Genomic DNA, 19,320 nt, shown 5'->3' with positions numbered 1-19,320 from the left:
TACTTGCCAGATGCCCGCGCCCCGACATCTTCCTGAACCACCTGCCGCCGCTGCGCCCCTGGTCGTGAGCGACGGCAAGCACCGCACCCTCGCATTCACACCTGGCGATGTGCAAAGCGAGATGCTGCTGGCACGGCCCGACGCCCTCGTCCTCGATTACACCCGCGCCATGATGTGCTTTGCGCTGTTCGCGCCGCGCCCGCGCCACATCGTGATGGTGGGCCTGGGCGGCGGCTCGCTCGCCAAGTTCTGCTACCGCCACTTTCCCCAGGCCCGCATCACGGTGCTCGAGATCCGCGCCGACGTGATCGCGCTGCGCGACCTGTTCTGCCTGCCGCCAGATGATGAACGCCTGCGGGTCCTGCATTGCGACGCGGCCGACTACCTGGCGCGCACGCCCGGGGAAGCCGATGTGCTGCTGGTGGATGGCTTCGACCGGGGTGGCTTGCCGCCGGCGCTGGCCAGCCGCGCGTTCTACGCAGCCTGCCGCCGTGCGCTGCGGCCCGGCGGTGTGCTGGTGGCCAATATCTTCACCTACGACCCCGACTATGTGTCTTTCTTACAACGGTTGCGGCATGCCTTTGATGGGCGCGTGATCTGGTTCCGGGAGATCGCCGGCAACAACCGGATCCTGTTTGCCGTGCGCCCCGCCACCCCGCATTTACGCGGAGAACGCCTGTTGGTACGCCTTGCACGGGGCGACCAGGACCGTAGCGGCATCGGTTTCGGCGGGGCCAACCGGCTGCTCGCGCGCGGCATGGTGGCCTGGCTGGCGCGGCGCCGCGGCTAGGACGGTTTTACCCACGGCGGGCACTTTGTCCCTCACAATACGATAAGTTTGCGGTGCCAGCCCCTTGTATGACACACTGGCGCGCATTCATGCTCGCCGGCAAGAACCGTCGTCGCGTGCGCCCCTGACTCATTTGTACGGATTGACCTGGACCTTTCAATAACATGCCGCGCCGACTGCCTCGTTCACTGACTCTCGCGGCAGCCCTCACGCTCGGGGGCGGCATGGCCGCTTCGTTCGGCCTGTTCATCGGTGTCAGCCACCTCGAATACGACAATATGGCGCTCGCGTTCGGCCAGCGCGCCGACCAGCGCGTGGCGGCGGTGCATCAGGGCATGGGCCAGGCGTTCGAAGTTCTGGCCGTCACCAACCAGCTGTTTTCCAGGGGCGAGCCCGTGAGCCGCGAGCGGTTCGCCGACTTCACGTCCGCCCTGCTCGAGCGCCACCGTTTTATCCAGGCGTTCAATTTCCACCGCGTCGTGCCGGGCAGTGAACGCGCCGCGATCGAGGCCGAGCTGCAGCGCGTGCGTCCCGGTACGATCCTGACCGAGATGACAGCCAGCGGCCTGGCGCCGGCGCCGCTGCGCACCGGCTACCACGTCATCGAATACGTCGAACCGATGGCCGGCAACGAAGCGGCCTTCGGCCTGAACCTGTCCCACAACGCCGCCGTCATGGGCGCGCTCGAGCTGGCGCGCAGCACGGGTCAGCCAGCCGCCAGCGGCGTGTTCGCGCTGGCCCAGACGCCCGCGAGCAAGGCCAGCTTCGACCTGGTGCAGCCGGTGTTCGACAAGCAGGGCGTCATGCGCGGCAACACCGCCGTCGTCGTCCGGGGCCAGGAACTCGTGCGCGAATCGCTTGCCGCCGCCGGCCTGCTCGGTGGTGGCGACATCTTCGTGTCAGTGTATGCAAGCGACCATGCCGACCCTGCCGCCCTGCTGTTCTCGAACGGCCCCACGTCGAGCGCATCGCGCCACGAATTTGCCGGCTGGCTGCGTCCCGACCATGGCCTGCACAACACCGTGCTGCACGCGGGCGGGCGGCCCTGGCGCGTCGAGGTCGCTGCGGCGCCGCGGCCGTTTCTGGCTGACCACCTTGCCTCGCTGTCGCTGCTGTGCGGGGGCATCCTTGTCACGCTGATGGGCGCTGCCTTCGTGCAGTCGGCCGGCGAGCGGGCGCGCAAGGTGCAGCAACTGGTGCGCCAGCGCACGTCGGAACTGCGCCGCAGCAACCGCCAGCTGATCGACGACATGGTCGCGCGCGAGCGCGCCGAAAAAGCGCTGCTGCACAGCGAGCAGCGTTTCCGCCAGCTGGTGTCGATGTCGTCGGACTGGTATTGGGAGCAGGATGCCGAGCTGCGCTTCACGATGATCACCGGCGGCTTCACCGAAAAATCGGGCGTCGCCGTGCAGGGCCTGATTGGCAAGACGCGCTGGGAATACGTGCCGGGCCTCCTCGACAGCGAAAGCGGCCGCACCCACCTGGCCAAGATGCAGGCGCGCGAGGCGTTCAACAATCTCGAATACCAGGTGCTCGACGACAATGGCAACGCGCGCTGGTTCTGCGTCAATGGCGAACCGGTGTTCGACGACGCGGGCGTGCTCACAGGCTATCGCGGTACCGGCAGCGACATCACCGAGCGCAAGCTGACCGAGCAGCGCGTGCACCACGTGGCCCAGCACGACGTGCTCACCGGCCTGCCCAACCGCTCGCTGCTGCAGGACCGCCTGAGCCAGTCGATTGCGTTTGCCAGCCGCAGCGACCGCCCGGTGTGGGTCATGCTGATCGACCTGGACCGCTTCAAGTTCGTCAACGACAGCATGGGTCACAAGGCCGGCGACGTGCTGCTGGTAACGGTGGCGGCGCGCCTGCGCGCGGCGCTGCGCGATGCCGATACCGTGGCGCGCCTGTCGGGCGACGAATTCGTCGTGATCCTCAACGAGCATGCCGACGAGCCGCTCTCGCCTGCCGTCGTGCAGCGGATCATGGACGCCGTGGCCCAGCCGGTCATGCTCGGCAACAAGGAATTCTTCGTGACCTGCTCGGTCGGCGTGGCCGTGTTCCCGACCGAAGGCACGCTGAGCGAAAACCTGATCGAGCACGCTGACATCGCCATGTACCGCGCTAAGAAACTGGGGCGCAACAACTTCCAGTTCTTCACGCCGAGCATGAACGACGAGGCGATGGAACGGGTGCGTATCGAAGGCGCGCTACGCAATGCGCTGGAACGCGACGAATTCGTGCTGCATTACCAGCCGCAGGTGGACATGAAGACGGGCCAGATCGTCGGCATGGAAGCGCTGATCCGCTGGAACCATCCCGAACTGGGCATGGTGCCGCCGGGGCGCTTTGTCGGCGTGGCCGAAGAGACCGGGCTGATCGTCCCGATCGGCGCCTGGGTCATGCGCACCGCCTGTGCCCAGAACAAGGCCTGGCAGGTTGCCGGCTACCCGCGCCTGCGGGTGGCAGTGAACCTGTCGGCCCGCCAGTTCGGCGCGGCCAACCTGATGGCCAGCCTGGAAGCGACGCTGCAGGAGACCGGTCTCGATGCGGCCTGCCTGGAGATCGAGCTGACCGAAAGCCTGTTCATGAGCGACGTCACGCCGGCGGTGGAGTTGCTGCACCGGATGAAGGCGCTCGGGATCAATCTGTCCATCGACGACTTCGGCACCGGGTATTCGAGCTTCTCGTACCTGTCGCGCTTCCCGATCGACGTGCTCAAGATCGACCGCTCCTTTGTGGCCGACATCACGCACGACGCCAATGACGCGGCCATCGTCACGTCGATCATCGCGCTGGCCCACAATCTGAAGCTGGCCGTGATCGCCGAAGGCGTCGAGACACTGGCGCAGCTCGATTACCTGCGCAGCCACGGCTGCGACGAAATGCAGGGCTACTACTTCAGCAAGCCGGTGCCGGCCGACCAGTTCGAAGCGCTGCTGGCCGAAGGCCGCTGCCTGCCGGCGCCATCGCCAGCGCCCGAGACGTTACCCGCCTAGCGTACTGTCAGTTGCAGGCCCGCCACGCGTGGCGGTACGAAGCCGTGTCATTACATGGCCGGTAAAACATTTATATAGCTAAATAAACATTATTGGTCGTACAATCATCGGGCCAATGGCACAACCCCGAAACCTGGACACCACAATGAACATGAATGACATGCCCGACATGGCCATGACACCGAATACGACCACAACGCGCCACCAGCGCGTCGATGGCCGCACGTCCGATCTGGTCAACCAGGCGATCGCATCGATTCCGACCCTCGGCCTGCAGCGCGCAGCGGAATTTCTCGCAACGATGAACGTACCGGCCGAAGTTGCCGTGCGGGCGCTGGTGTATCCCAGCCGCCGCCGCGCGCACTAGACAGCCGCAATGCTGCAGCCCAGCTGCAGCTGCGGAATCAGAAAATAGCTGAGAGTTAATACAGCGGCCGTCCGCGATGGACGGCCGGCGCGGTCAGCGGCGCTCTTCGCTCAGGGCGATATCGGCCAGCGATTCGCGGCCCTTGTCGCTCAGGCCATGACCGCCGCCTTCGAGCGGCACGATATGCGACTTGCGGTTCAGGAAGCGCAGGACGTCTTCGTCGAGTGCCACCTGCGGATCTGCCGCGAGCGCGCGCAGGCCCGTCACGCAGCGGCGCAGGAACAGCACTTCTTCACCCTTGTCGGTCAGCGTAAGCCGCTTGTCACGACCATAGGACATCAGCTTGATGCCACACAGGCGCTTCGAATTGCGCCCGACACAGGCGCTGGCCATCTCTTGTTTACCGCCGCGCCGCACCATGTCGAGTGCGTCGTATTCGTCCGTCGTGAGCTTTTCGTTTTTCATTACCGCGTTTCGTTGACCAAAGGGCGCATGGTACGCGTCGCAGCGCGCCGGGGCAACCTTCAGCGCAGCGAACGCAGAATCAGCCAACCGAGCCCGGCGCTGGCCAGTACGCCCAGCACGAGCGCCAGCTGCACGTTACGTGAGCCCAGCAGCGAGCTGCGGCCCAGATAAATCTTGTTGTACAACGTCGAGCCCATGATCTCCTCCTGTTTTTGATGTCATCGATATTATAGAAACCGCATTGTTGCGGTTCTGTGACAGGAAGCACACGTGCTCTGTCGACGGACGAAAAAGCAACAGTTTTCACGACGGTCTGGCGCGCGACATGACAGTACCGGGGCTGTTAGGATCGTACAACATTGATAACGCTATTGGAGCCCAGCATGAATGACACGCCAAACAACGTCGATCCCGAAAACAAGGATCGTGCCATCTTCGATGAAGCCGACATTGGCAGCGGCGAACGCTCGCCGGGTCAGCACGACACCGAACAGATGATTCGCGAGATCCCGGGGCTGCCGCCGGCTGGCAGCGATGACAAGCAAGAAGACAAGGAAGGTCAGCGCCAGAAACCCGGCGCCTGATCAGCTCATGTTGGTTTAGTGGGCCCGGATCGGTGGTTCGGGCATGCTCGGCTCTTCGACCGGGGCATTGACGGGATCGGGCACGTCGTCCGGCACCGGTGGCTGTGGCGGCGGCGCCAGTGGATCGTTCGGCGCATCCGGATCGGGCGTCGTGTGCGCATGCAGAATGACCGGTTCGCGCGAGGCGTCGTTGGCATGGAATTGGTTCATGGTCGCCTTTCGGTAAGTGATGGAGTCATGGGCAGACTAGCATGGCTGCCACCCCGGGGCCGTACGATTGCCCCGCAATGGCCGCTCGCTGTTGCCGCATGCTGCTGCAGCGTGACGACTCGGCTATAGTGATGTTTTCACCACGTTCACCGCCCCGCCATGCGCTTTTCCAGCCTGCTGTTTGCCCTCGCGCTTGGCGCCGCCTCGAGCGCCCACGCCGCCCCGATGAAACTCGACGACTACCTGGCCCTGCGCGGCCCTGCCCCGACCACCAAGCTCGCCTATGGCCCCGCGCCGTCGCAATACGCGGAACTGTTCGTGCCGCCCGGCGCCGGCCCGTTCCCCGTGGCGGTGCTCGTGCACGGTGGCTGCTGGAACAGCAAGTTCGGCGGCATCACGCAGTTTCGCAATATGGCCGGCGCGCTGGCCGCTCGCGGCATCGCGGTCTGGAACGTCGAATACCGGCGCATCGATGAACCGGGTGGTGGCTACCCTGGCATGTACCTCGACATGCATGCCGCGCTCGACCTGCTGGCAGCGCAGGCGCCCGCGCACAAGCTCGACCTCGAACGCATCGTCGCCGTCGGCCACTCGGCTGGCGGCCAGCTGGTGCAATGGATCGCGGGCCGCGCGCGTATCCCGGCCGGCAGCCCGCTGCACCATGCCAATCCACTCAAGATCGACCGTATCGTGAGTCTTGGCGGCCTGGCCGACCTGCGACACGAAGCGGCGCTGATCAAGTCGAGCTGCGACCGCGATCTCGCACAACTGGCCGGCACCCCGAGCGCTGCGCGGCCCGACGTATTGGTCGATACCAATGCCGCCGACCTGATGCCCAATGGCAGCCGCACCTGGCTCGTGACGGGGGCGCTCGACACGATTTCGCCGCCGCGCGTGGCGCACGACTACGCGGCGCGCGCAGCCAAGCTGGGGGATGTGGCAGACGTCGTGATCCTGCCCGAGGCCAGCCATTACGATGAGGTGGCAACGAGTTCGCCGGCGTGGCCGACGGTGCTGAACGTGATCGAGGGAGCGCTGGGCTTGAGTACAGAAACGCCGTAGGACAGGCGGTGCGCGTCGCCGGGAGGCGACGCGGTAATGCAGGGTCAGGCTGAGCTTATTGCGTGTGCTTTACTGCTGGTTTACTGCGGTCTTTACTGCTGGCGCGACTTTTCTTCTTTCTTGACCTTCTTGGCTTCCTTCTTTTCCTTCATGGTCTTGGCCGGTTCTTTCTTGGTCGTCTTCTTTGCATCCTGACTTTTGCTCATGGTGGTGCTCCATTCATGGTGGTTGCTGCGGATGTCATGAGAACGTGCCGGACAGCGCGTCGGGCATCATGCGGATAGTACCACCATGCTAATCCCGCCCGGTAGCGACGCGCCGCGCCAGCGGGACGTCCAGCACCAGATCGTCGCGCGCCAGCGCCACGCAGGGCAATATGTCGCCGTCCCGCCGCTCCTCAGCCGACAGGCCGGGCCACTCGATCGTGTACGCCACCTTGCCGGCGCGCAGGCGGCACAGACAGGTGCGGCAGGTTCCGTTGCGACATGAGCTGGGCAGCTCGATGCCGGCGGCCTCGAGCGCATGCAGCAAGGTCGTGGACGCGCCAACGGCGACACTGGCGCCCAGTGGCATGACGGTAACAGTGTAAACAGGCTGATCCATAGTGCAATTGTAGCCTCAATGAAACAGTTGACCTGTTGTGAGTACGCTGACGCACAGACCCGGACGATGCATTTCACTACTCTACAGTTTTCCAGAAGCAAACCCGGAGACCGCATGAACAAGATAACCGCCCTGACCCTAATCGCCGCCCTTGGAGGCACGCTGACCCATGCCATCGCGCAACAGCCTGCCCCGCTGCCACCAGCCGCCCAACCGGCGACGACAGCCCAGAACACGACGATGTCGACGGCGGTAACCGCTGCGCCTGGCGCCGTGCACGACCCGGCGATCGCCGAGCAGGCAGAATTCGAAAAACTGCTGCGCGCCCAGGTGCTGCTGGAGCGCGCCTATCTGTCTCCAGGCGAACTGGACGGTGCCTATGGCTCGAACATGCGCCAGGCCCTGAACACGTTCCAGGCCGTGCGCAAGCTGCCGGTCACCGGCAAGCTCGATGATGCGACCTGGAATGCCCTCGCCACCGACACGACGCCCACCCTGGCCGAGTACGCGCTGATCGCCGAAGACGTCGAAGGCCCGTTCCAGCCAGTACCGGACACGATGATGGAAAAGGCCAAGCTGGCCCAGCTGGGTTACGCCAACGTGCTCGAAGGCCTGGGCGAAAAATTCCACGCCAGCCCGGAACTGCTGCAGCGCCTGAATCCAGGCAAGACCTTTGCCCGCGCGGGCGAACGCATCATGGTGCCGAACGTGAGTGGCAAGGAGCCACTGGCCCAGGCCACCAAGGTCGTCGTGCGCGATGGCGCCAAGACGCTGCAACTGTTTGATGCGTCGGGCCGCCTGCTGGCCCAGTATCCGGCCTCGACCGGCAGCAGCCGTGATCCGCTGCCGATCGGTACCTGGAAAATCGAGGGCGTGCACGCCAATCCGGTCTACAACTACAACCCGAAACTGTTCTGGGACGCCAAGCCGGGCGACAAGGCAACCCCGGTCAAGCCGGGCCCGAACAACCCGGTCGGCGTGATGTGGATCGACCTGTCCAAGCCGCACTACGGCATCCACGGCACGCCAGTGCCGGGCCACGTGGGCAAGACCGAATCGCACGGCTGCATCCGCCTGACCAACTGGAGCGCCGCCGAAGTGGGCGCTGCCGTGTCGGCTGGCACCGAAGTGATCCTGCAAAAATAACGAGCGCCCCAGGCACACACGCGGTGCCCGTGGCGCCGCATGGAGAACAAGATGAAATGGTTGATCACGTTTGTCCTTGGCGTGCTGGTCGGCGCCGCGATCCTGTTCGTGGCATTGCAGGACGTGCCAGAAAAGCCGGAGACCGAGGTTGCAGCGACGGCGCCGGCAGCACCCGGCATTCCCGCGTCGCAGATTGAGGGCCAGCTGCCGCCGGCGCCGGTCGTGGTGCCGAACCTGGAAGATGCCGATCTGCCACTGCGCCCGACGCCCGACGCCACTGCCGCAGCAGGTGCTGCTACCCCGACGACGATGCCGGGCAAGCTGCTGGTGCCGGTGCAAGGCATCAAGTCGGCCCAGCTGACCGATACCTTCTACCAGCCGCGCGGTGAACAGCGCCAGCACGAGGCGCTCGACATCATGGCCCCGACCGGCACGCCCGTCGTCGCCGTGGCCGACGGCAAGGTCGCCAAGCTGTTTCACAGCAAGCCGGGCGGCCTGACGGTGTACCAGTTCGATCCAACCGGCCAGTTCGCGTATTACTACGCTCACCTGGACCGCTACGCCGACGGCATCGCCGAAGGCATGGAAGTCAAGCGCGGCACGTTGATCGGTTATGTCGGCGTGACCGGCAATTCCGATCCGAACGCACCGCACCTGCACTTCGCCGTCGTCGCTCTGACGCCAGAGAAGCAATGGTGGAAAGGCACGCCGCTCAATCCGTTTCCACTGATGAGCGATCAGTAATGACTGTAGTGAGCACGGCGGCGGCCGGCCCGGCACCGGGACCGGTCGCCAGTTCGTCGATGTCGGTCCCGACATTGATTGCTGCATAGGCGCGCGTGACCGCGACGACTTCGCGGCTTCCCGTTCCGTACAACTCCCCCGCCGACTCGATCATCTTCGCCCGCGCATCGGCGTAATTGGTGCTGGCCGTGAACTTGGTCGTGTTCGCACGGAACCAGATCCGGAATGCCTTGTCGATGCCAATGCCCGTCATCGCCACCGGGCGCCGCTTCAGGTATTCGCTCCACGCGTCATTCGTCTTGTCGGCCGCTGAACCGCGCGCCAGGAAATAGAACATCCGGTTATTCGGGCCGCTGCTGTAGTGCACGTCCAGCCGCTTGAGGCTTGTACTCCAGGCGTCGCGACTATTGCCATCCTTGCTTGGCTTGATCATCCAGCGTAGCGGCTTGCCATCGCGGGCGATCTCGCTGCCCAGCATCCAGTCATTGCCCAGCTCGGGCACGACCTCCCCCTTGCCGCCGGCGCGCGCATACGCTTCGACGACTTCGCCTGCGATGTCCGAACTCGATTCGTTCAGCCCGCCTGATTCGCCCGTGTAGACCAGATTCGATGTGGCTGCCGTGATGCCGTGCCCCATTTCATGACCGACCACGTCGATCGCCGCCAGGTTCGTGAAGAACGTGCCATCGCCGATGAACATGCAGTGGCAGGTGTCGCTGTAGTAGGCGTTGTCGTAGCCGCGGTTGACATGCACGGCGATGTGCGAGGCCGTATCCTGGCCGTCGAGCGCGCGCCAGCCCAGCACGTTCAGGTGCAGGTCATAGGTATTCATCAGGCCCCACATGGCGTTGACGGCTGCGGTCTGGCCATTGGCGCCTGTCGTGCTGCCGCCCTCGACGAACTGCTTGCCGTCGCCCCAGGTGTTGCTGCTGTTGGTGTAGACGCGCCCGCTGGTAGTGGCGTGGTTGGCGTTGGTGATTGCCATCGCGCCGAACGTGCCGCCCTTGCCGCGCTGGGGGTCGAGCAGTTGGTACACGTTGCCATCGAATGACGTACTGAGCGGCACGTTACCGCTGTACTGGCTGCGACCGACGCCTTCCACCGTTTGCAGCGCGCTCCAGCGATCGATGACGGCGCCCGTGCGCGCATCGACGATGACGTCATAGAAGATCGGCTGCTCACCGCTGCGCATGCGCACGCGCACGTGCCAGGCGAGCGCGTAGCGGTCGACTGTTTCGACCAGGTCGAGTGCATTGAGTTCACTATCGGGCTTGGCCACGGCGCCAGGTGCGCGCTCGTCGCGCATCACGGGATAGATCACGAGTTCGGCAGTAGGAAGCTTGACATTGACGGCGCGGGACGGACTGCCCTTGATGGCGACGCTGATGGCCGCCTTGCGCTTGATGACCGGCGTGGTGTCGAAGCCGGTGGTGACGGGACTGAGCGCGCCCGCCGCGCCGCGCCCCAGCTGCAGGCGGCGGGGCGAGGCGCTTTCGGACACGATCTGCTGGCGCGCATCGAGCACGACCACCGATTCGGAGCCGAAGATGCGCACGCCCTTGTAGAGATGCGCCGCGCGCAGCACGTGCGTGCCCTGCACGCCGGGGTGCTGCGCGACGACGCGGTAGCCATGATCGGCATCAAGGCCGATCGCCGGCCGGCGCGCCGTCAGCTGGGTGATGACCTGCGCCTGCGCCTGCGTGTCCAACTTCAGTGGCGTGCTCATCATCGGCGCGCCGTGGACGCCGGGCGCCAGCGCGATGGCGGCACCCAGCAGAACTGCCCTGAACAACGGTTGAGGAATCATCTCGGCTCCATCCGGTATGCCGGGCCAGGTGGCGCCGGTCATCGACCATGATGGACGTGCAAATAAACGAGTATTTGCTTGAGAACAATGTCCCCTACCTACGGCGCTTCATCAGATACACCGCCGTGCCAACAACGGCCACACCCAGCGCAACCTTCTTCGCCAGACCCGCCTTGTTGTGCTGGAACTCGGCCTTGATGCCCATCTCGGCCAGCACGTTCGGAATCTTGCCGCTGGCAAGATCCTCGCCAATGCCCTCGACCATGTTCACGCGGTCGGCCAGCAGCAACAGCACCCAGTGGCGCACGTCGTTCTCGGTCAGCTTGAAGGCCTGGCGCCGGATCATGCCGGACAGCCCGGATGGCGGCTGGACCGTGCCGAACAGCGGCGTGCGGCCAGGCCGCTCGGTGGAGACGAGCACTTCGACGCGCTCTTCCTGCGGTGCAGGATCCCCGTCAGGAATATTGATGAAGCGCGGCGGCGTGCGTTCCATCGGCACGCCGGGCCGGTCCTTGCGGTCGAGGTCGGCGCCCCAGCCCTGGATGTGTGCCAGTTGCGCGCGGGTGGGCCGGCGTGGCGCGATCGCGCCGTGGACGTGGCCGACGTGGCCATCGTTGTCATGTTCGCCTGGTGCGTGGTCGCCGTCGTGCTGGTCGTTGGCGCTCACGATGTCGTTACGTGTCTGCATAATGTGTCCTCGTGGTGATCTGCATGCCGGTTACGCTGCGATGCTGGCCTTGACGGCGCGTACTTCGTTCGCACGCGGCGGAATCAGGATCGTCTTGATGCAGTTATCGAGCTTGCTCGAGAAGATGTGATACGCATCCGATACTTCTTCCAGCGGCACGCGGTGCGTGATGATGGCTTTCGGATCGATGCGGCCGGCACGGATGTGCTCGATCAAGCGCGGCAGATGGCGGCGCACGCTGGCCTGGTTCATGCGCAGTGTCAGCCCCTTGTTCAGCGCATTGCCGATCGGGACCGCATTGAAAGTCGGTCCATACACGCCGACGATCGACACATTGCCGCCCTTGCGCACCGAGTTGATGCACCAGTGAAGTACGGTCGCGGCGCCAGCCTGCATCATCGTGTAGACGCCCGTGATCGTCTGCATCGTGTTGCCCGCCGCTTCGCAGCCGACCGCGTCGATGCAGACGTCGGCGCCCATCCAGTCGGTCATTTTCTTGATGTGCAGCGCCATGTCGCGCACTTCCTTGAAGTTGACTACTTCGCATTGCGCGTAGTTCTTGACGAATTCGAGGCGGTATTCGATCTCGTCGACGACGATCACGCGGCCCGCGCCCATCAACCAGGCCGATTTGGCGGCAAAGATGCCGACCGGCCCGGCGCCAAACACGACGACCGTGTCGCCTTCCTTGATGTCGCCCATTTCGGCCGCCTGGTAGCCGGTAGGCAGCGCATCGGTGAGCAGCACGGCGTCATCGTCATGGATGTCGTCAGGAATGATCATCGGGCCGACGTCGGCCATCGGCACGCGCACGTACTCGGCCTGGCCGCCGTCGTAGCCGCCCGCCGTGTGCGAGTAACCGTAGATCGCGCCCACGGCGGTCGATTGTGCATTCGTGTTGTGGCAATTGCCGTACAGCTCGTGCTGGCAAAAGAAGCAGGAGCCGCAAAAGACGTTGAACGGCACCAGCACCTTGTCGCCCACCTTGAGCTTGTGGACATCCGACCCGATTTCTTCGACGATGCCGATGAATTCGTGGCCAAAGGTGTGGCCCACGCGGGTATCGGGCACGAGGCCGTGGTACAGGTGCAGGTCGGAACCGCAGATGCAGGCGCGGGTGACGCGCACGATGGCGTCACCGGGGTGTTCAATCACCGGCTCGGGCTTCTGGTCGGCGCGGACACGGTAGGGCCCGCGGTAGTTCATGGCAAGCATAAGCACTCCTTGGCAAGTTCTATAAGGTGATGTCGGCGCGCCTTGAATAGCGTGCTGATCCGACACCAACTTATGTCAAGTTACCAAGAATTACCATACGCGCACGGTAACGAACACGCATTTTTACGCACTTACCCCAAATTAACGTCCGCCTTTATACCCGACAGGAAACTTTCTCACGCCTTTTATAGATTTTTGGCATCAAAAGTATTGCACGAAGCCACTTCACCACTCTCCAGGCCACGTTCGAACCAGCGAACGCGCTGCGCCGACGTGCCGTGTGTGAACGAGTCTGGCACCACCACGCCGCGTGACTGCTTTTGCAGCGCATCGTCGCCGATGGCGCTCGCGGCGTTCAGGGCAGCTTCGACATCGCCCTGCTCCAGGATCTTCGCACGCTGATCGGTGCGCTTGGCCCAGACACCGGCGAAGCAGTCAGCTTGCAGTTCGAGCTTGACCGACAGGATATTGCCCTGCTTTTCCGACGCGTTCTGCTGAGCCGCATTTACCTTGTCGGAAATTCCGAGCAGGTTCTGGACGTGGTGGCCGACCTCGTGCGCGATCACGTACGCCTGCGCAAATTCGCCGCCAGCGTTGAAGCGCTGCTGCATCGTGCGGAAGAAATCGAGGTCGATGTACACCGATGCATCGGCCGGGCAGTAGAACGGCCCGGTCGCACTCTGGCCGACACCGCAGGAGGTGTTGGTGCGGCCGTCGAACAGCACGAGCTTGGCCGGCTGGTACTGCGCATTCTGTTCGGTGAAGATCTGGGTCCATGCATCTTCGGTGTAGGCCAGCGTGGTGCGCACGAACTTGCTTTCGCGATCGTCGGCAGGCGCCGCGCGCGGTTGCGACGATTGCTGCACCTGCGGCGCGCCGCCACCCGACAGCAGGCTCAGGATCGTGGCCGGCGAGACGCCCAAAAAGTAGGAACCCACCAGTGCGATGACGATGGTGCCGATGCCGATCGAGCGCCCGCCAATGCCGAAGCCACCACCACCTCCCCCGCCACTGTCGCCCCGACGGTCTTCGACATTGCTGCTTTCACGGTCACCATCCCAACGCATACGTTCTCCCGGTCGTCCAGTTGTTGATTCAGCGGCTGTTGCGCTTGAGGTTGGAAGTATCGGCGCGCTCGCGCGCGTCCTTGCCGCGCAGGTCGTCGACGGGCGCCAGGCCCGCACGCTGCTCGTCGTTCAGTGCGCGCTCGCGGCGCTCGCGGGCGATTTCGCGGTCCATGCGGCCGCGCGGGACGTCGTCCATGTCAAAGCTTTTCATTGTGCGTGTTCTCTCTCGTGGTCGTTGTCGTTTGACTATGTTGATGAGTATGGTTGGTCGCCGTCATCCGGTATGTTCGAGTGATCACATAATGCATCAAATTCCATTGGCATACGACCCGGTTCGTGCGCGCGGCGCCGCGCGATTCATGCGATGCTTGCGCCATGACATCTACCCAAGCCACTGCCCTGCTCACCCTTGGCACGACCCTGCGCCAGGCCGGTTACCGCTTCATGACGGTCACGCCGTCGACCCACCGGCGCATCAACGGTAGGCCCGGCAACGAACAGGCGCGTGACCTGCGCGACGTGTTCGGCTGGAGCCGGCCGTTTGCCCCCGCCGTATTGCCGCCCGGCATGCTCGAAATGATGGCGGATGCCGGCGTGCTGGCTGGCGAAGGCGACGCGCTGCGCTCGACCGTGCGCGCCTCGACGCTGGACGATCTGCTGCTGTTTCATTCCGCCTTTCCGACGCAGGACGACGATGCGGTGTTCTTCGGGCCGGACACCTACCGCTTCATCGGCGCGATGCGGCGCGCATTCGCGACTGCCGACGCCGCGCCCATGCGCGCGATCGATGTCGGCTGCGGCAGTGGTGCTGGCGCGCTGACGATCGCGCGTGCCTTCCCGGCTGCCGACGTGATCGGCGCGGATGTCAACCTGGCCGCGCTGGCACTGGCCCGGGTGAACGCACAGCTGAACGACGCGACGAGGTTCACGGCCTGCGAGAGCGATCTGTTCAATGGTGTGGCGGGCGAGGTCGACCTGATCGTGTCGAATCCGCCATTCGTCGTCGATCCGGACGGGCGCCGGTACCGCCACGGCGGCGGCGAACGTGGCGCCGAGCTGTCGCGCCGCATCGTCGAAGAAGGCCTGCCGCGTCTGCGCTCCGGCGGGCGGCTGCTGCTGTACACGGGCGTGGCGATCACGGGGGACAGTGACCATTTCCTTGAGAGCCTGCGCGCACGGCTCGATGCAGAATGCGCATCGTGGTCGTACGAAGAGCTCGATCCCGACATCTTCGGCGGGCAGCTTGGCGAGCCGGGCTACGAAGAAGTCGAGCGCATTGCCGCAGTGTGGCTGCAGGCGCGCAAGCGCTAAAGGCCGTCAGCCCGGATTGTTCCTGCGCCGCCGCCAGAAGCGGTCGAGAATCGGTTTGACGCTCAGGCCATGGGCCAGGATCGACAGCATGATCACGGCAATCGTGATCTGGCTGAGTTGGCTTGCCAGGCCGGACGGCAAGTCATGGTTGATTGCATACATCAGGTAATACAACGAGCCGATGCCGCGCACGCCGAACCAGGCGATCATCGACGTCACGCGCGGCGAGCGCCCGCAGCCCAGGAGCCCCAGGTAGACGCTCAACGGCCGCGCTACCACGAACAGGAACAGCGCCGTCAACACCGTCTGCCAGGTCCACGTCTGGATCGTCAGCATGCCGCCCAGCAGCAGCACCAGCGTCAGTTCGGACAGGCGCTCGATGTGCTCCTTGAACACCAGCGATTCCGAGCTGACCGACAGCGGCGCCTGGGCTTCGCCTGCCGGGCCGGCAGGTGGCTCGTCCGGCACGAGCAGACCCTGGCGATCCTTGTGCGCGCCCGATGCCGTCAGTTCGGTATGGCGCAGCGCCACGCCTGCGGCGAACACGGCCAGGAATCCCCACGCCATGCACTCGACCGTCACCGCATACACGACGGCGATCAGGCCCAGACCGACCAGGTCGTCCAGCACCTCGTGCTTGGGTTCCCGCCCGCGCAGCATCCAGCCCAGGCGCCCGACGGCATAGCCACCCAGGGCGCCGATCAGGATCGCCCCGAACGTGGCCCAGATGACTTCCACCGCAAACCAGTGCAGGCCGAAGTCGCCAAGCTCATGCACGCCCAGCAAGCCAAGACCCAGCATCACGAACGGAAACGCGGAACCATCGTTCATCCCCGCTTCGCAGGTCAGCGTGAAGCGCAATTCGTCGCGGTCGTCGGGATGGCGGACCTGGACATCGGTGGCCAGCACCGGATCGGTCGGGGCCAGGATGGCGCCCAGCAGAATGCCAGCCCCGATCGGCAGCCCAAGAACGTAGTACGCGAAGGCAGCCACGAGCGCGACACTGATCGTCATCGACACCCACGCGAGCCGCAGCGCCGGCACCCAGCGCGGCCAGCGAACCGGCACAGGCATCTTGACGCCCGCCGAAAACAACGATACCAGCACGGCGATCTCGGTGAGCGTTTCCAGCAAATGGGATTGGCCGATGGGATCGAACGAAAACACATGAAAGCCCGCCGGCCCGAGGACGAGTCCGACGCCCAGATAGATGATCGCAGACGTGACGGGCAACCGCGCCAACGTGGACGCCGCAAGCCCGCGCGCCAGCATCAGCATGCCGATCAGGAAAAACCAGTGAGTTGTCGACATGGGATAGCCAGCAAATTGAATCGGGCGATTGTACGGACAATGTCTGTACAGGCCCGTTGTGTAGCCGGCAGGAATGATTAGTGCCCGATATGGGCCAGAACGAAAAGCGAGGAAAAGCGAGGGTCAGGTCTGACATTCGGACACGACCTCGACAGTCGGGTAGTCGGAACTAGCTGGCACCGCACCATGCCGGTACTGGTTAACACAAGAAAGCGGGGGTCAGGTCTGACATTCGGACACGACCTCAGCCTTCGCTTCCAATGCGGTCCTAACCAGTATTAGCACGGCCCAGTGCCAGCCAGTTTCGACTACCCAAGCGTTGAGATCGTGTCCGAATGTCAAATTTTGACTACTCGATTGTTGAGCTCGTGTCCGAATGTCAGACCTGACCCCGGCTTTTCGTTGAGCTCGTGTCCGAATGTCAGACCTGACCCCGGCTGTTTATCGCGGCTGTTTGTGGCCCCGGCTGTGCCGTACGAATGAAAAAAGCCACCTTGCGGTGGCTTTTTTTTTGCTACTTGGCGGAGAGGGTGGGATTCGAACCCACGGTACGCTCGCGCGTACGCCTGATTTCGAGTCAGGTACATTCGACCACTCTGCCACCTCTCCAGATTCGGTCGTCTCACATCGCTGCGAGAGGCCGCATTATACCGGCAGGCTGGCGAACCTTGCAAGTGATGAGCCGCAACTTTTTTCAATGGCGACGAGGTGGCGTGCTGGTTTGCTCATGCGCGAATGGCCAAGGCGGTGATTGCTGGGCCGTCGAGGCTGAAATCGAAGATGATGCGCGCGGGGCTGCCGGGGAAGTTTCCCGTGACCTCGGCCTGGACGATACAACCGGGCGGTTTCACTTCGCACGATACCGGATGCGCTGTCGCGCCGTAGCGGGCGCTGGTTGCGCGCTTCCATGCGCCGATCGCGTCACGCCCACGATACACATGCCCCTCGTCGCGTACCTCGGCATCCTGGCTGAAGCACACCGCCACCGCATCGGCATCGTGTGCATTCGCGTGCAGGAAGTAGTCGCTGACCGGGGCGGGCATGGGGATTGTCATGATGTCTCCTGAAGGTAAATGTGAGTCCACATCGTGCCAGCCTTGATTACCTCGCGATACACACAGTTAGCCGATAGACTATCAACTCCAAGTTCATGATCGCGGCGATGAAAAATACCTCCCTGGACGCCATCCGCATCTTTCTCGCCGTTGCCGAGATGAAGAGTTTTACGGCCGCCGCCATCCGCATCGGGGTGACACCTGCCGCCGTCAGCAAGGCCGTGAAACTGCTCGAAGCGCAGCACGGCGTCATTCTCCTGACCCGCAACACGCGCCGTGTCATGCTCACTGAGACGGGCAGCGCGCTGTATGCCGACCTGCTGGCCGCGACCTGCCAGATTGACGATGCCTTTTCGAGCCTGGCGCGCTTTCGGGACCGCCCGGCCGGCACCTTGCGGCTGACTGTCCCGCGCGCATTGGGTGCGCTGGTGCTCAAGACGCTGGCACCGCAGTTCCGGCGCGCGCATCCCGACGTGGCGCTCGATATCTCGCTCGACGACGGTGAGGTCGATTTGCTGGAGCGGGGGTACGACGCAGGCATCCGTCTTGGCCAGTCGGTCGCGCAAGGCATGGTCGCGGTGCGCCTGACGCCTGAGCTGCGCTGGTCGGTCGTCGGCGCCCCTGCCTACTTCGCCGATGCCGGCCGGCCGCGCATACCGGAAGACCTCGTGCGCCACGCGACGATCCGCTACCGCTTCCACACCTCGACAATGCTGGCGCGCTGGCAGTTCACGCGCGATGGCGGCGCATTCCACGTCGAGACCGGACACACGCTCGTCGTCAACGACACGGGCCTGATCGCCGACTTTGCCCGCTCCGGCATGGGCCTGGCCTATTTGCCCGACATCGAGATCTCACACGACCTCGCCAATGGCCAGCTCGAACGTGTTCTTGCACCGTTCGTGCCAAACACGTCAGGCCTCTACCTGTACTTCGCCGCAAAAGCGCAGGGCCAGCCGAAGCTGCGCGCCTTCATCGACATGGCCACCGCGCTGCGCGACGCCGTCCCCTGATCGTCCGCGGGGCATTCAATGCCGCGTTTACACGGCATTGACGGGCGCACCCACCTCTTTTGCCCCATTTTTATGGGCGCGTCGCTACGCTGAGCAGATCGATTTTTTTCAGAAACGCACCCATGATCATCGCCATCGTCAATCAACACAGCAGCCCGGAGCGCACGGTGGTGGCGCGCAACCTGGCGGTGCTGCGCGCGCAAAGCGGCCGGCGCGTGTGCCTGATGACCACTGCCGGGAATGGCAATAGCGACTGGTCCGAGGAACGCAGCCATGCCGGCGTGCAGCCATGGATTGAAACGCATCAGGTGGGCAGCCGCGCGGTCAAGATGCGTCTGGCCGCGTTGCGCCCGCTGTTCGACGACATCCTGATCGACGCCGGCACGCGCGATACCGACGGCTGCCGCTGCGTGCTGGCCGAGAGCCGGCTGGTGGTGGTGCCGGTGCGGGGCGGCGCGCTCGAGCTCGACCTCCAATACCGCCTGCTGGCGCGTCTGCATGGCGCGCGCACGTTCAATCCCGCCATGCGGGTGCTGTTCGTCGCGGTCAGCGGCGGCGCAGGCCCGGACGTCAGCGAGCGCGCCGCCGTTCTCGCGCACGTGGCGCGGGTCGACGATGCCACGCTGGCCGAGACGGTCCTGCATGCGCCGGCCGCGCGCGACTACGGGCCCGGTCGTTGCGTGTCGGACGCTATTACCTGCGATCCCGATGCGGCCGCCGAACTGCGCGCGCTGTACGACGAGGTGTACCCGCCCGCGGCGCCGATGGCATTCGCAGTGCAGGCGCAGATGCGTCACCAGGGCTTGTAAACACGCCGGATGTCACCCGAGCGGGGGCAGCGTGCGTGCATTGCTGTGCGTCGAGCGCGACGCCGCGGCGCCAC

21 protein-coding genes and 1 tRNA gene are annotated in these 19,320 nt (G+C 64.5%); 10 read left to right on the top strand and 12 right to left on the bottom strand.

What is annotated here, in order from left to right:
• Positions 1 to 10 precede the first annotated feature (10 nt).
• The 3 genes from AC56LW_RS14960 (at position 11) to AC56LW_RS14950 (ending at position 4,156) form a co-directional block, all read left to right on the top strand.
• Positions 11 to 790 (top strand): fused MFS/spermidine synthase, encoded by a 780-nt coding sequence (locus AC56LW_RS14960; RefSeq protein WP_499635582.1) that lies wholly within the window; start codon positions 11 to 13, stop codon positions 788 to 790.
• A gap of 164 nt (positions 791 to 954) precedes the next feature.
• A complete protein-coding gene (locus AC56LW_RS14955) occupies positions 955 to 3,789 on the top strand; it encodes a bifunctional diguanylate cyclase/phosphodiesterase (protein WP_499635579.1) in 2,835 nt (944 codons plus the stop codon).
• 145 nt (positions 3,790 to 3,934) lie between these two features.
• Positions 3,935 to 4,156 (top strand): hypothetical protein, encoded by a 222-nt coding sequence (locus AC56LW_RS14950; RefSeq protein ID WP_332529991.1) that lies wholly within the window; start codon positions 3,935 to 3,937, stop codon positions 4,154 to 4,156.
• A gap of 93 nt (positions 4,157 to 4,249) precedes the next feature.
• Here AC56LW_RS14950 and AC56LW_RS14945 read toward each other — a convergent pair whose 3' ends face one another.
• Together AC56LW_RS14945 and AC56LW_RS14940 are read right to left on the bottom strand one after the other, a co-directional pair.
• The gene (locus tag AC56LW_RS14945) at positions 4,250 to 4,621 is read right to left on the bottom strand and encodes a hypothetical protein (RefSeq protein WP_332529990.1); all 372 of its coding nucleotides are present in this window, start codon (positions 4,619 to 4,621) and stop codon (positions 4,250 to 4,252) included.
• A 59-nt stretch (positions 4,622 to 4,680) separates the two neighbouring features.
• A complete protein-coding gene (locus tag AC56LW_RS14940) occupies positions 4,681 to 4,818 on the bottom strand; it encodes a hypothetical protein (RefSeq protein ID WP_332529989.1) in 138 nt (45 codons plus the stop codon).
• Positions 4,819 to 5,004: 186 nt separating this feature from the next.
• On the opposite strand from AC56LW_RS14940, the gene AC56LW_RS14935 reads away from it, so the two are divergent.
• The gene (locus AC56LW_RS14935; protein WP_332529988.1) at positions 5,005 to 5,205 is read left to right on the top strand and encodes a hypothetical protein; all 201 of its coding nucleotides are present in this window, start codon (positions 5,005 to 5,007) and stop codon (positions 5,203 to 5,205) included.
• A gap of 15 nt (positions 5,206 to 5,220) precedes the next feature.
• Here the strand turns inward: AC56LW_RS14935 and AC56LW_RS14930 are convergent, their stop codons facing one another.
• Positions 5,221 to 5,415, bottom strand: coding sequence for a hypothetical protein (locus AC56LW_RS14930; RefSeq protein ID WP_499635575.1), 195 nt, complete (start codon positions 5,413 to 5,415; stop codon positions 5,221 to 5,223).
• A gap of 159 nt (positions 5,416 to 5,574) precedes the next feature.
• On the opposite strand from AC56LW_RS14930, the gene AC56LW_RS14925 reads away from it, so the two are divergent.
• On the top strand, positions 5,575 to 6,477 hold the full coding sequence (locus AC56LW_RS14925) for an alpha/beta hydrolase (protein WP_499635571.1): 903 nt from the start codon (positions 5,575 to 5,577) through the stop codon (positions 6,475 to 6,477).
• A gap of 294 nt (positions 6,478 to 6,771) precedes the next feature.
• On the opposite strand, the gene AC56LW_RS14920 is transcribed toward AC56LW_RS14925, so the two are convergent.
• Positions 6,772 to 7,080, bottom strand: a complete 309-nt coding sequence (locus AC56LW_RS14920; protein WP_499635568.1) for a 2Fe-2S iron-sulfur cluster-binding protein — start codon at positions 7,078 to 7,080, stop codon at positions 6,772 to 6,774.
• Between the two features lie 114 nt (positions 7,081 to 7,194).
• Between AC56LW_RS14920 and AC56LW_RS14915 the strand changes: the two genes are divergently transcribed.
• Both AC56LW_RS14915 and AC56LW_RS14910 read left to right on the top strand, forming a co-directional pair.
• Positions 7,195 to 8,226 (top strand): L,D-transpeptidase family protein, encoded by a 1,032-nt coding sequence (locus tag AC56LW_RS14915; protein WP_499635565.1) that lies wholly within the window; start codon positions 7,195 to 7,197, stop codon positions 8,224 to 8,226.
• Positions 8,227 to 8,277: 51 nt separating this feature from the next.
• Positions 8,278 to 8,970, top strand: a complete 693-nt coding sequence (locus tag AC56LW_RS14910) for a M23 family metallopeptidase (RefSeq protein ID WP_499635562.1) — start codon at positions 8,278 to 8,280, stop codon at positions 8,968 to 8,970.
• Here AC56LW_RS14910 and AC56LW_RS14905 read toward each other — a convergent pair.
• The 5 genes from AC56LW_RS14905 to AC56LW_RS14885 all read right to left on the bottom strand — a co-directional run bounded on the left by AC56LW_RS14905 (position 8,939) and on the right by AC56LW_RS14885 (position 13,958).
• Positions 8,939 to 10,777: a M4 family metallopeptidase gene (locus AC56LW_RS14905; protein WP_499635559.1), complete on the bottom strand. Its 1,839-nt coding sequence runs from the start codon at positions 10,775 to 10,777 to the stop codon at positions 8,939 to 8,941. The genes AC56LW_RS14910 and AC56LW_RS14905 overlap by 32 nt on opposite strands.
• A 94-nt stretch (positions 10,778 to 10,871) precedes the next feature.
• On the bottom strand, positions 10,872 to 11,465 hold the full coding sequence (locus AC56LW_RS14900) for a hypothetical protein (protein ID WP_499635556.1): 594 nt from the start codon (positions 11,463 to 11,465) through the stop codon (positions 10,872 to 10,874).
• A gap of 30 nt (positions 11,466 to 11,495) precedes the next feature.
• Positions 11,496 to 12,680 carry a zinc-dependent alcohol dehydrogenase gene (locus AC56LW_RS14895; RefSeq protein ID WP_499635553.1) on the bottom strand — a complete coding sequence of 395 codons (1,185 nt, stop codon included), beginning with the start codon at positions 12,678 to 12,680 and terminating at the stop codon, positions 11,496 to 11,498.
• Positions 12,681 to 12,865: 185 nt separating this feature from the next.
• On the bottom strand, positions 12,866 to 13,747 hold the full coding sequence (gene ypfJ / locus AC56LW_RS14890) for a KPN_02809 family neutral zinc metallopeptidase (protein ID WP_499635551.1): 882 nt from the start codon (positions 13,745 to 13,747) through the stop codon (positions 12,866 to 12,868).
• Between the two features lie 28 nt (positions 13,748 to 13,775).
• Entirely contained in the window at positions 13,776 to 13,958 is a 183-nt protein-coding gene (locus AC56LW_RS14885) for a hypothetical protein (RefSeq protein ID WP_332529978.1), read from the bottom strand.
• A 164-nt stretch (positions 13,959 to 14,122) separates the two neighbouring features.
• Here AC56LW_RS14885 and AC56LW_RS14880 point away from each other — a divergent pair, with 164 nt between their 5' ends.
• Complete coding sequence (locus AC56LW_RS14880; RefSeq protein WP_499635548.1) at positions 14,123 to 15,058, top strand: methyltransferase; 936 nt, start codon at positions 14,123 to 14,125, stop codon at positions 15,056 to 15,058.
• Positions 15,059 to 15,064: 6 nt separating this feature from the next.
• On the opposite strand, the gene AC56LW_RS14875 is transcribed toward AC56LW_RS14880, so the two are convergent.
• The 3 genes from AC56LW_RS14875 to AC56LW_RS14865 all read right to left on the bottom strand — a co-directional run bounded on the left by AC56LW_RS14875 (position 15,065) and on the right by AC56LW_RS14865 (position 17,424).
• Positions 15,065 to 16,369 (bottom strand): cation:proton antiporter, encoded by a 1,305-nt coding sequence (locus AC56LW_RS14875; RefSeq protein ID WP_499635546.1) that lies wholly within the window; start codon positions 16,367 to 16,369, stop codon positions 15,065 to 15,067.
• Positions 16,370 to 16,888: 519 nt separating this feature from the next.
• Positions 16,889 to 16,978 (bottom strand) — tRNA-Ser (locus AC56LW_RS14870).
• Positions 16,979 to 17,094: 116 nt separating this feature from the next.
• Positions 17,095 to 17,424, bottom strand: coding sequence for a nuclear transport factor 2 family protein (locus AC56LW_RS14865; protein WP_499635543.1), 330 nt, complete (start codon positions 17,422 to 17,424; stop codon positions 17,095 to 17,097).
• Positions 17,425 to 17,531: 107 nt separating this feature from the next.
• On the opposite strand from AC56LW_RS14865, the gene AC56LW_RS14860 reads away from it, so the two are divergent.
• Together AC56LW_RS14860 and AC56LW_RS14855 are read left to right on the top strand one after the other, a co-directional pair.
• Complete coding sequence (locus AC56LW_RS14860) at positions 17,532 to 18,437, top strand: LysR family transcriptional regulator (protein ID WP_499635540.1); 906 nt, start codon at positions 17,532 to 17,534, stop codon at positions 18,435 to 18,437.
• A gap of 122 nt (positions 18,438 to 18,559) precedes the next feature.
• Positions 18,560 to 19,246 carry a hypothetical protein gene (locus AC56LW_RS14855; protein ID WP_499635538.1) on the top strand — a complete coding sequence of 229 codons (687 nt, stop codon included), beginning with the start codon at positions 18,560 to 18,562 and terminating at the stop codon, positions 19,244 to 19,246.
• Positions 19,247 to 19,320: the final 74 nt, after the last annotated feature.

This window comes from Telluria sp. LT2P80 (genome assembly GCF_059685955.1).
The sequence above is the reverse complement of the archived record's forward strand: the minus strand, read 5'-3'. Positions and strand labels throughout refer to the sequence as shown.

Excerpts from the sequence above, each read along its gene's own strand:
- AC56LW_RS14945 (WP_332529990.1), bottom strand. The coding sequence starts at position 4,621 with ATGAAAAACGAAAAGCTCACGACGGACGAATACGACGCACTCGACATG.
- ypfJ (WP_499635551.1), bottom strand. The coding sequence starts at position 13,747 with ATGCGTTGGGATGGTGACCGTGAAAGCAGCAATGTCGAAGACCGTCGG.
- AC56LW_RS14895 (WP_499635553.1), bottom strand. The coding sequence starts at position 12,680 with ATGCTTGCCATGAACTACCGCGGGCCCTACCGTGTCCGCGCCGACCAG.
- AC56LW_RS14935 (WP_332529988.1), top strand. The coding sequence starts at position 5,005 with ATGAATGACACGCCAAACAACGTCGATCCCGAAAACAAGGATCGTGCC.
- AC56LW_RS14905 (WP_499635559.1), bottom strand. The coding sequence starts at position 10,777 with ATGATTCCTCAACCGTTGTTCAGGGCAGTTCTGCTGGGTGCCGCCATC.
- AC56LW_RS14920 (WP_499635568.1), bottom strand. The coding sequence starts at position 7,080 with ATGGATCAGCCTGTTTACACTGTTACCGTCATGCCACTGGGCGCCAGT.
- AC56LW_RS14955 (WP_499635579.1), top strand. The coding sequence starts at position 955 with ATGCCGCGCCGACTGCCTCGTTCACTGACTCTCGCGGCAGCCCTCACG.
- AC56LW_RS14875 (WP_499635546.1), bottom strand. The coding sequence starts at position 16,369 with ATGTCGACAACTCACTGGTTTTTCCTGATCGGCATGCTGATGCTGGCG.
- AC56LW_RS14860 (WP_499635540.1), top strand. The coding sequence starts at position 17,532 with ATGAAAAATACCTCCCTGGACGCCATCCGCATCTTTCTCGCCGTTGCC.
- AC56LW_RS14950 (WP_332529991.1), top strand. The coding sequence starts at position 3,935 with ATGAACATGAATGACATGCCCGACATGGCCATGACACCGAATACGACC.
- AC56LW_RS14940 (WP_332529989.1), bottom strand. The coding sequence starts at position 4,818 with ATGGGCTCGACGTTGTACAACAAGATTTATCTGGGCCGCAGCTCGCTG.
- AC56LW_RS14865 (WP_499635543.1), bottom strand. The coding sequence starts at position 17,424 with ATGACAATCCCCATGCCCGCCCCGGTCAGCGACTACTTCCTGCACGCG.
- AC56LW_RS14925 (WP_499635571.1), top strand. The coding sequence starts at position 5,575 with ATGCGCTTTTCCAGCCTGCTGTTTGCCCTCGCGCTTGGCGCCGCCTCG.
- AC56LW_RS14910 (WP_499635562.1), top strand. The coding sequence starts at position 8,278 with ATGAAATGGTTGATCACGTTTGTCCTTGGCGTGCTGGTCGGCGCCGCG.
- AC56LW_RS14855 (WP_499635538.1), top strand. The coding sequence starts at position 18,560 with ATGATCATCGCCATCGTCAATCAACACAGCAGCCCGGAGCGCACGGTG.
- AC56LW_RS14885 (WP_332529978.1), bottom strand. The coding sequence starts at position 13,958 with ATGAAAAGCTTTGACATGGACGACGTCCCGCGCGGCCGCATGGACCGC.
- AC56LW_RS14930 (WP_499635575.1), bottom strand. The coding sequence starts at position 5,415 with ATGAACCAATTCCATGCCAACGACGCCTCGCGCGAACCGGTCATTCTG.
- AC56LW_RS14915 (WP_499635565.1), top strand. The coding sequence starts at position 7,195 with ATGAACAAGATAACCGCCCTGACCCTAATCGCCGCCCTTGGAGGCACG.
- AC56LW_RS14900 (WP_499635556.1), bottom strand. The coding sequence starts at position 11,465 with ATGCAGACACGTAACGACATCGTGAGCGCCAACGACCAGCACGACGGC.
- AC56LW_RS14880 (WP_499635548.1), top strand. The coding sequence starts at position 14,123 with ATGACATCTACCCAAGCCACTGCCCTGCTCACCCTTGGCACGACCCTG.
- AC56LW_RS14960 (WP_499635582.1), top strand. The coding sequence starts at position 11 with ATGCCCGCGCCCCGACATCTTCCTGAACCACCTGCCGCCGCTGCGCCC.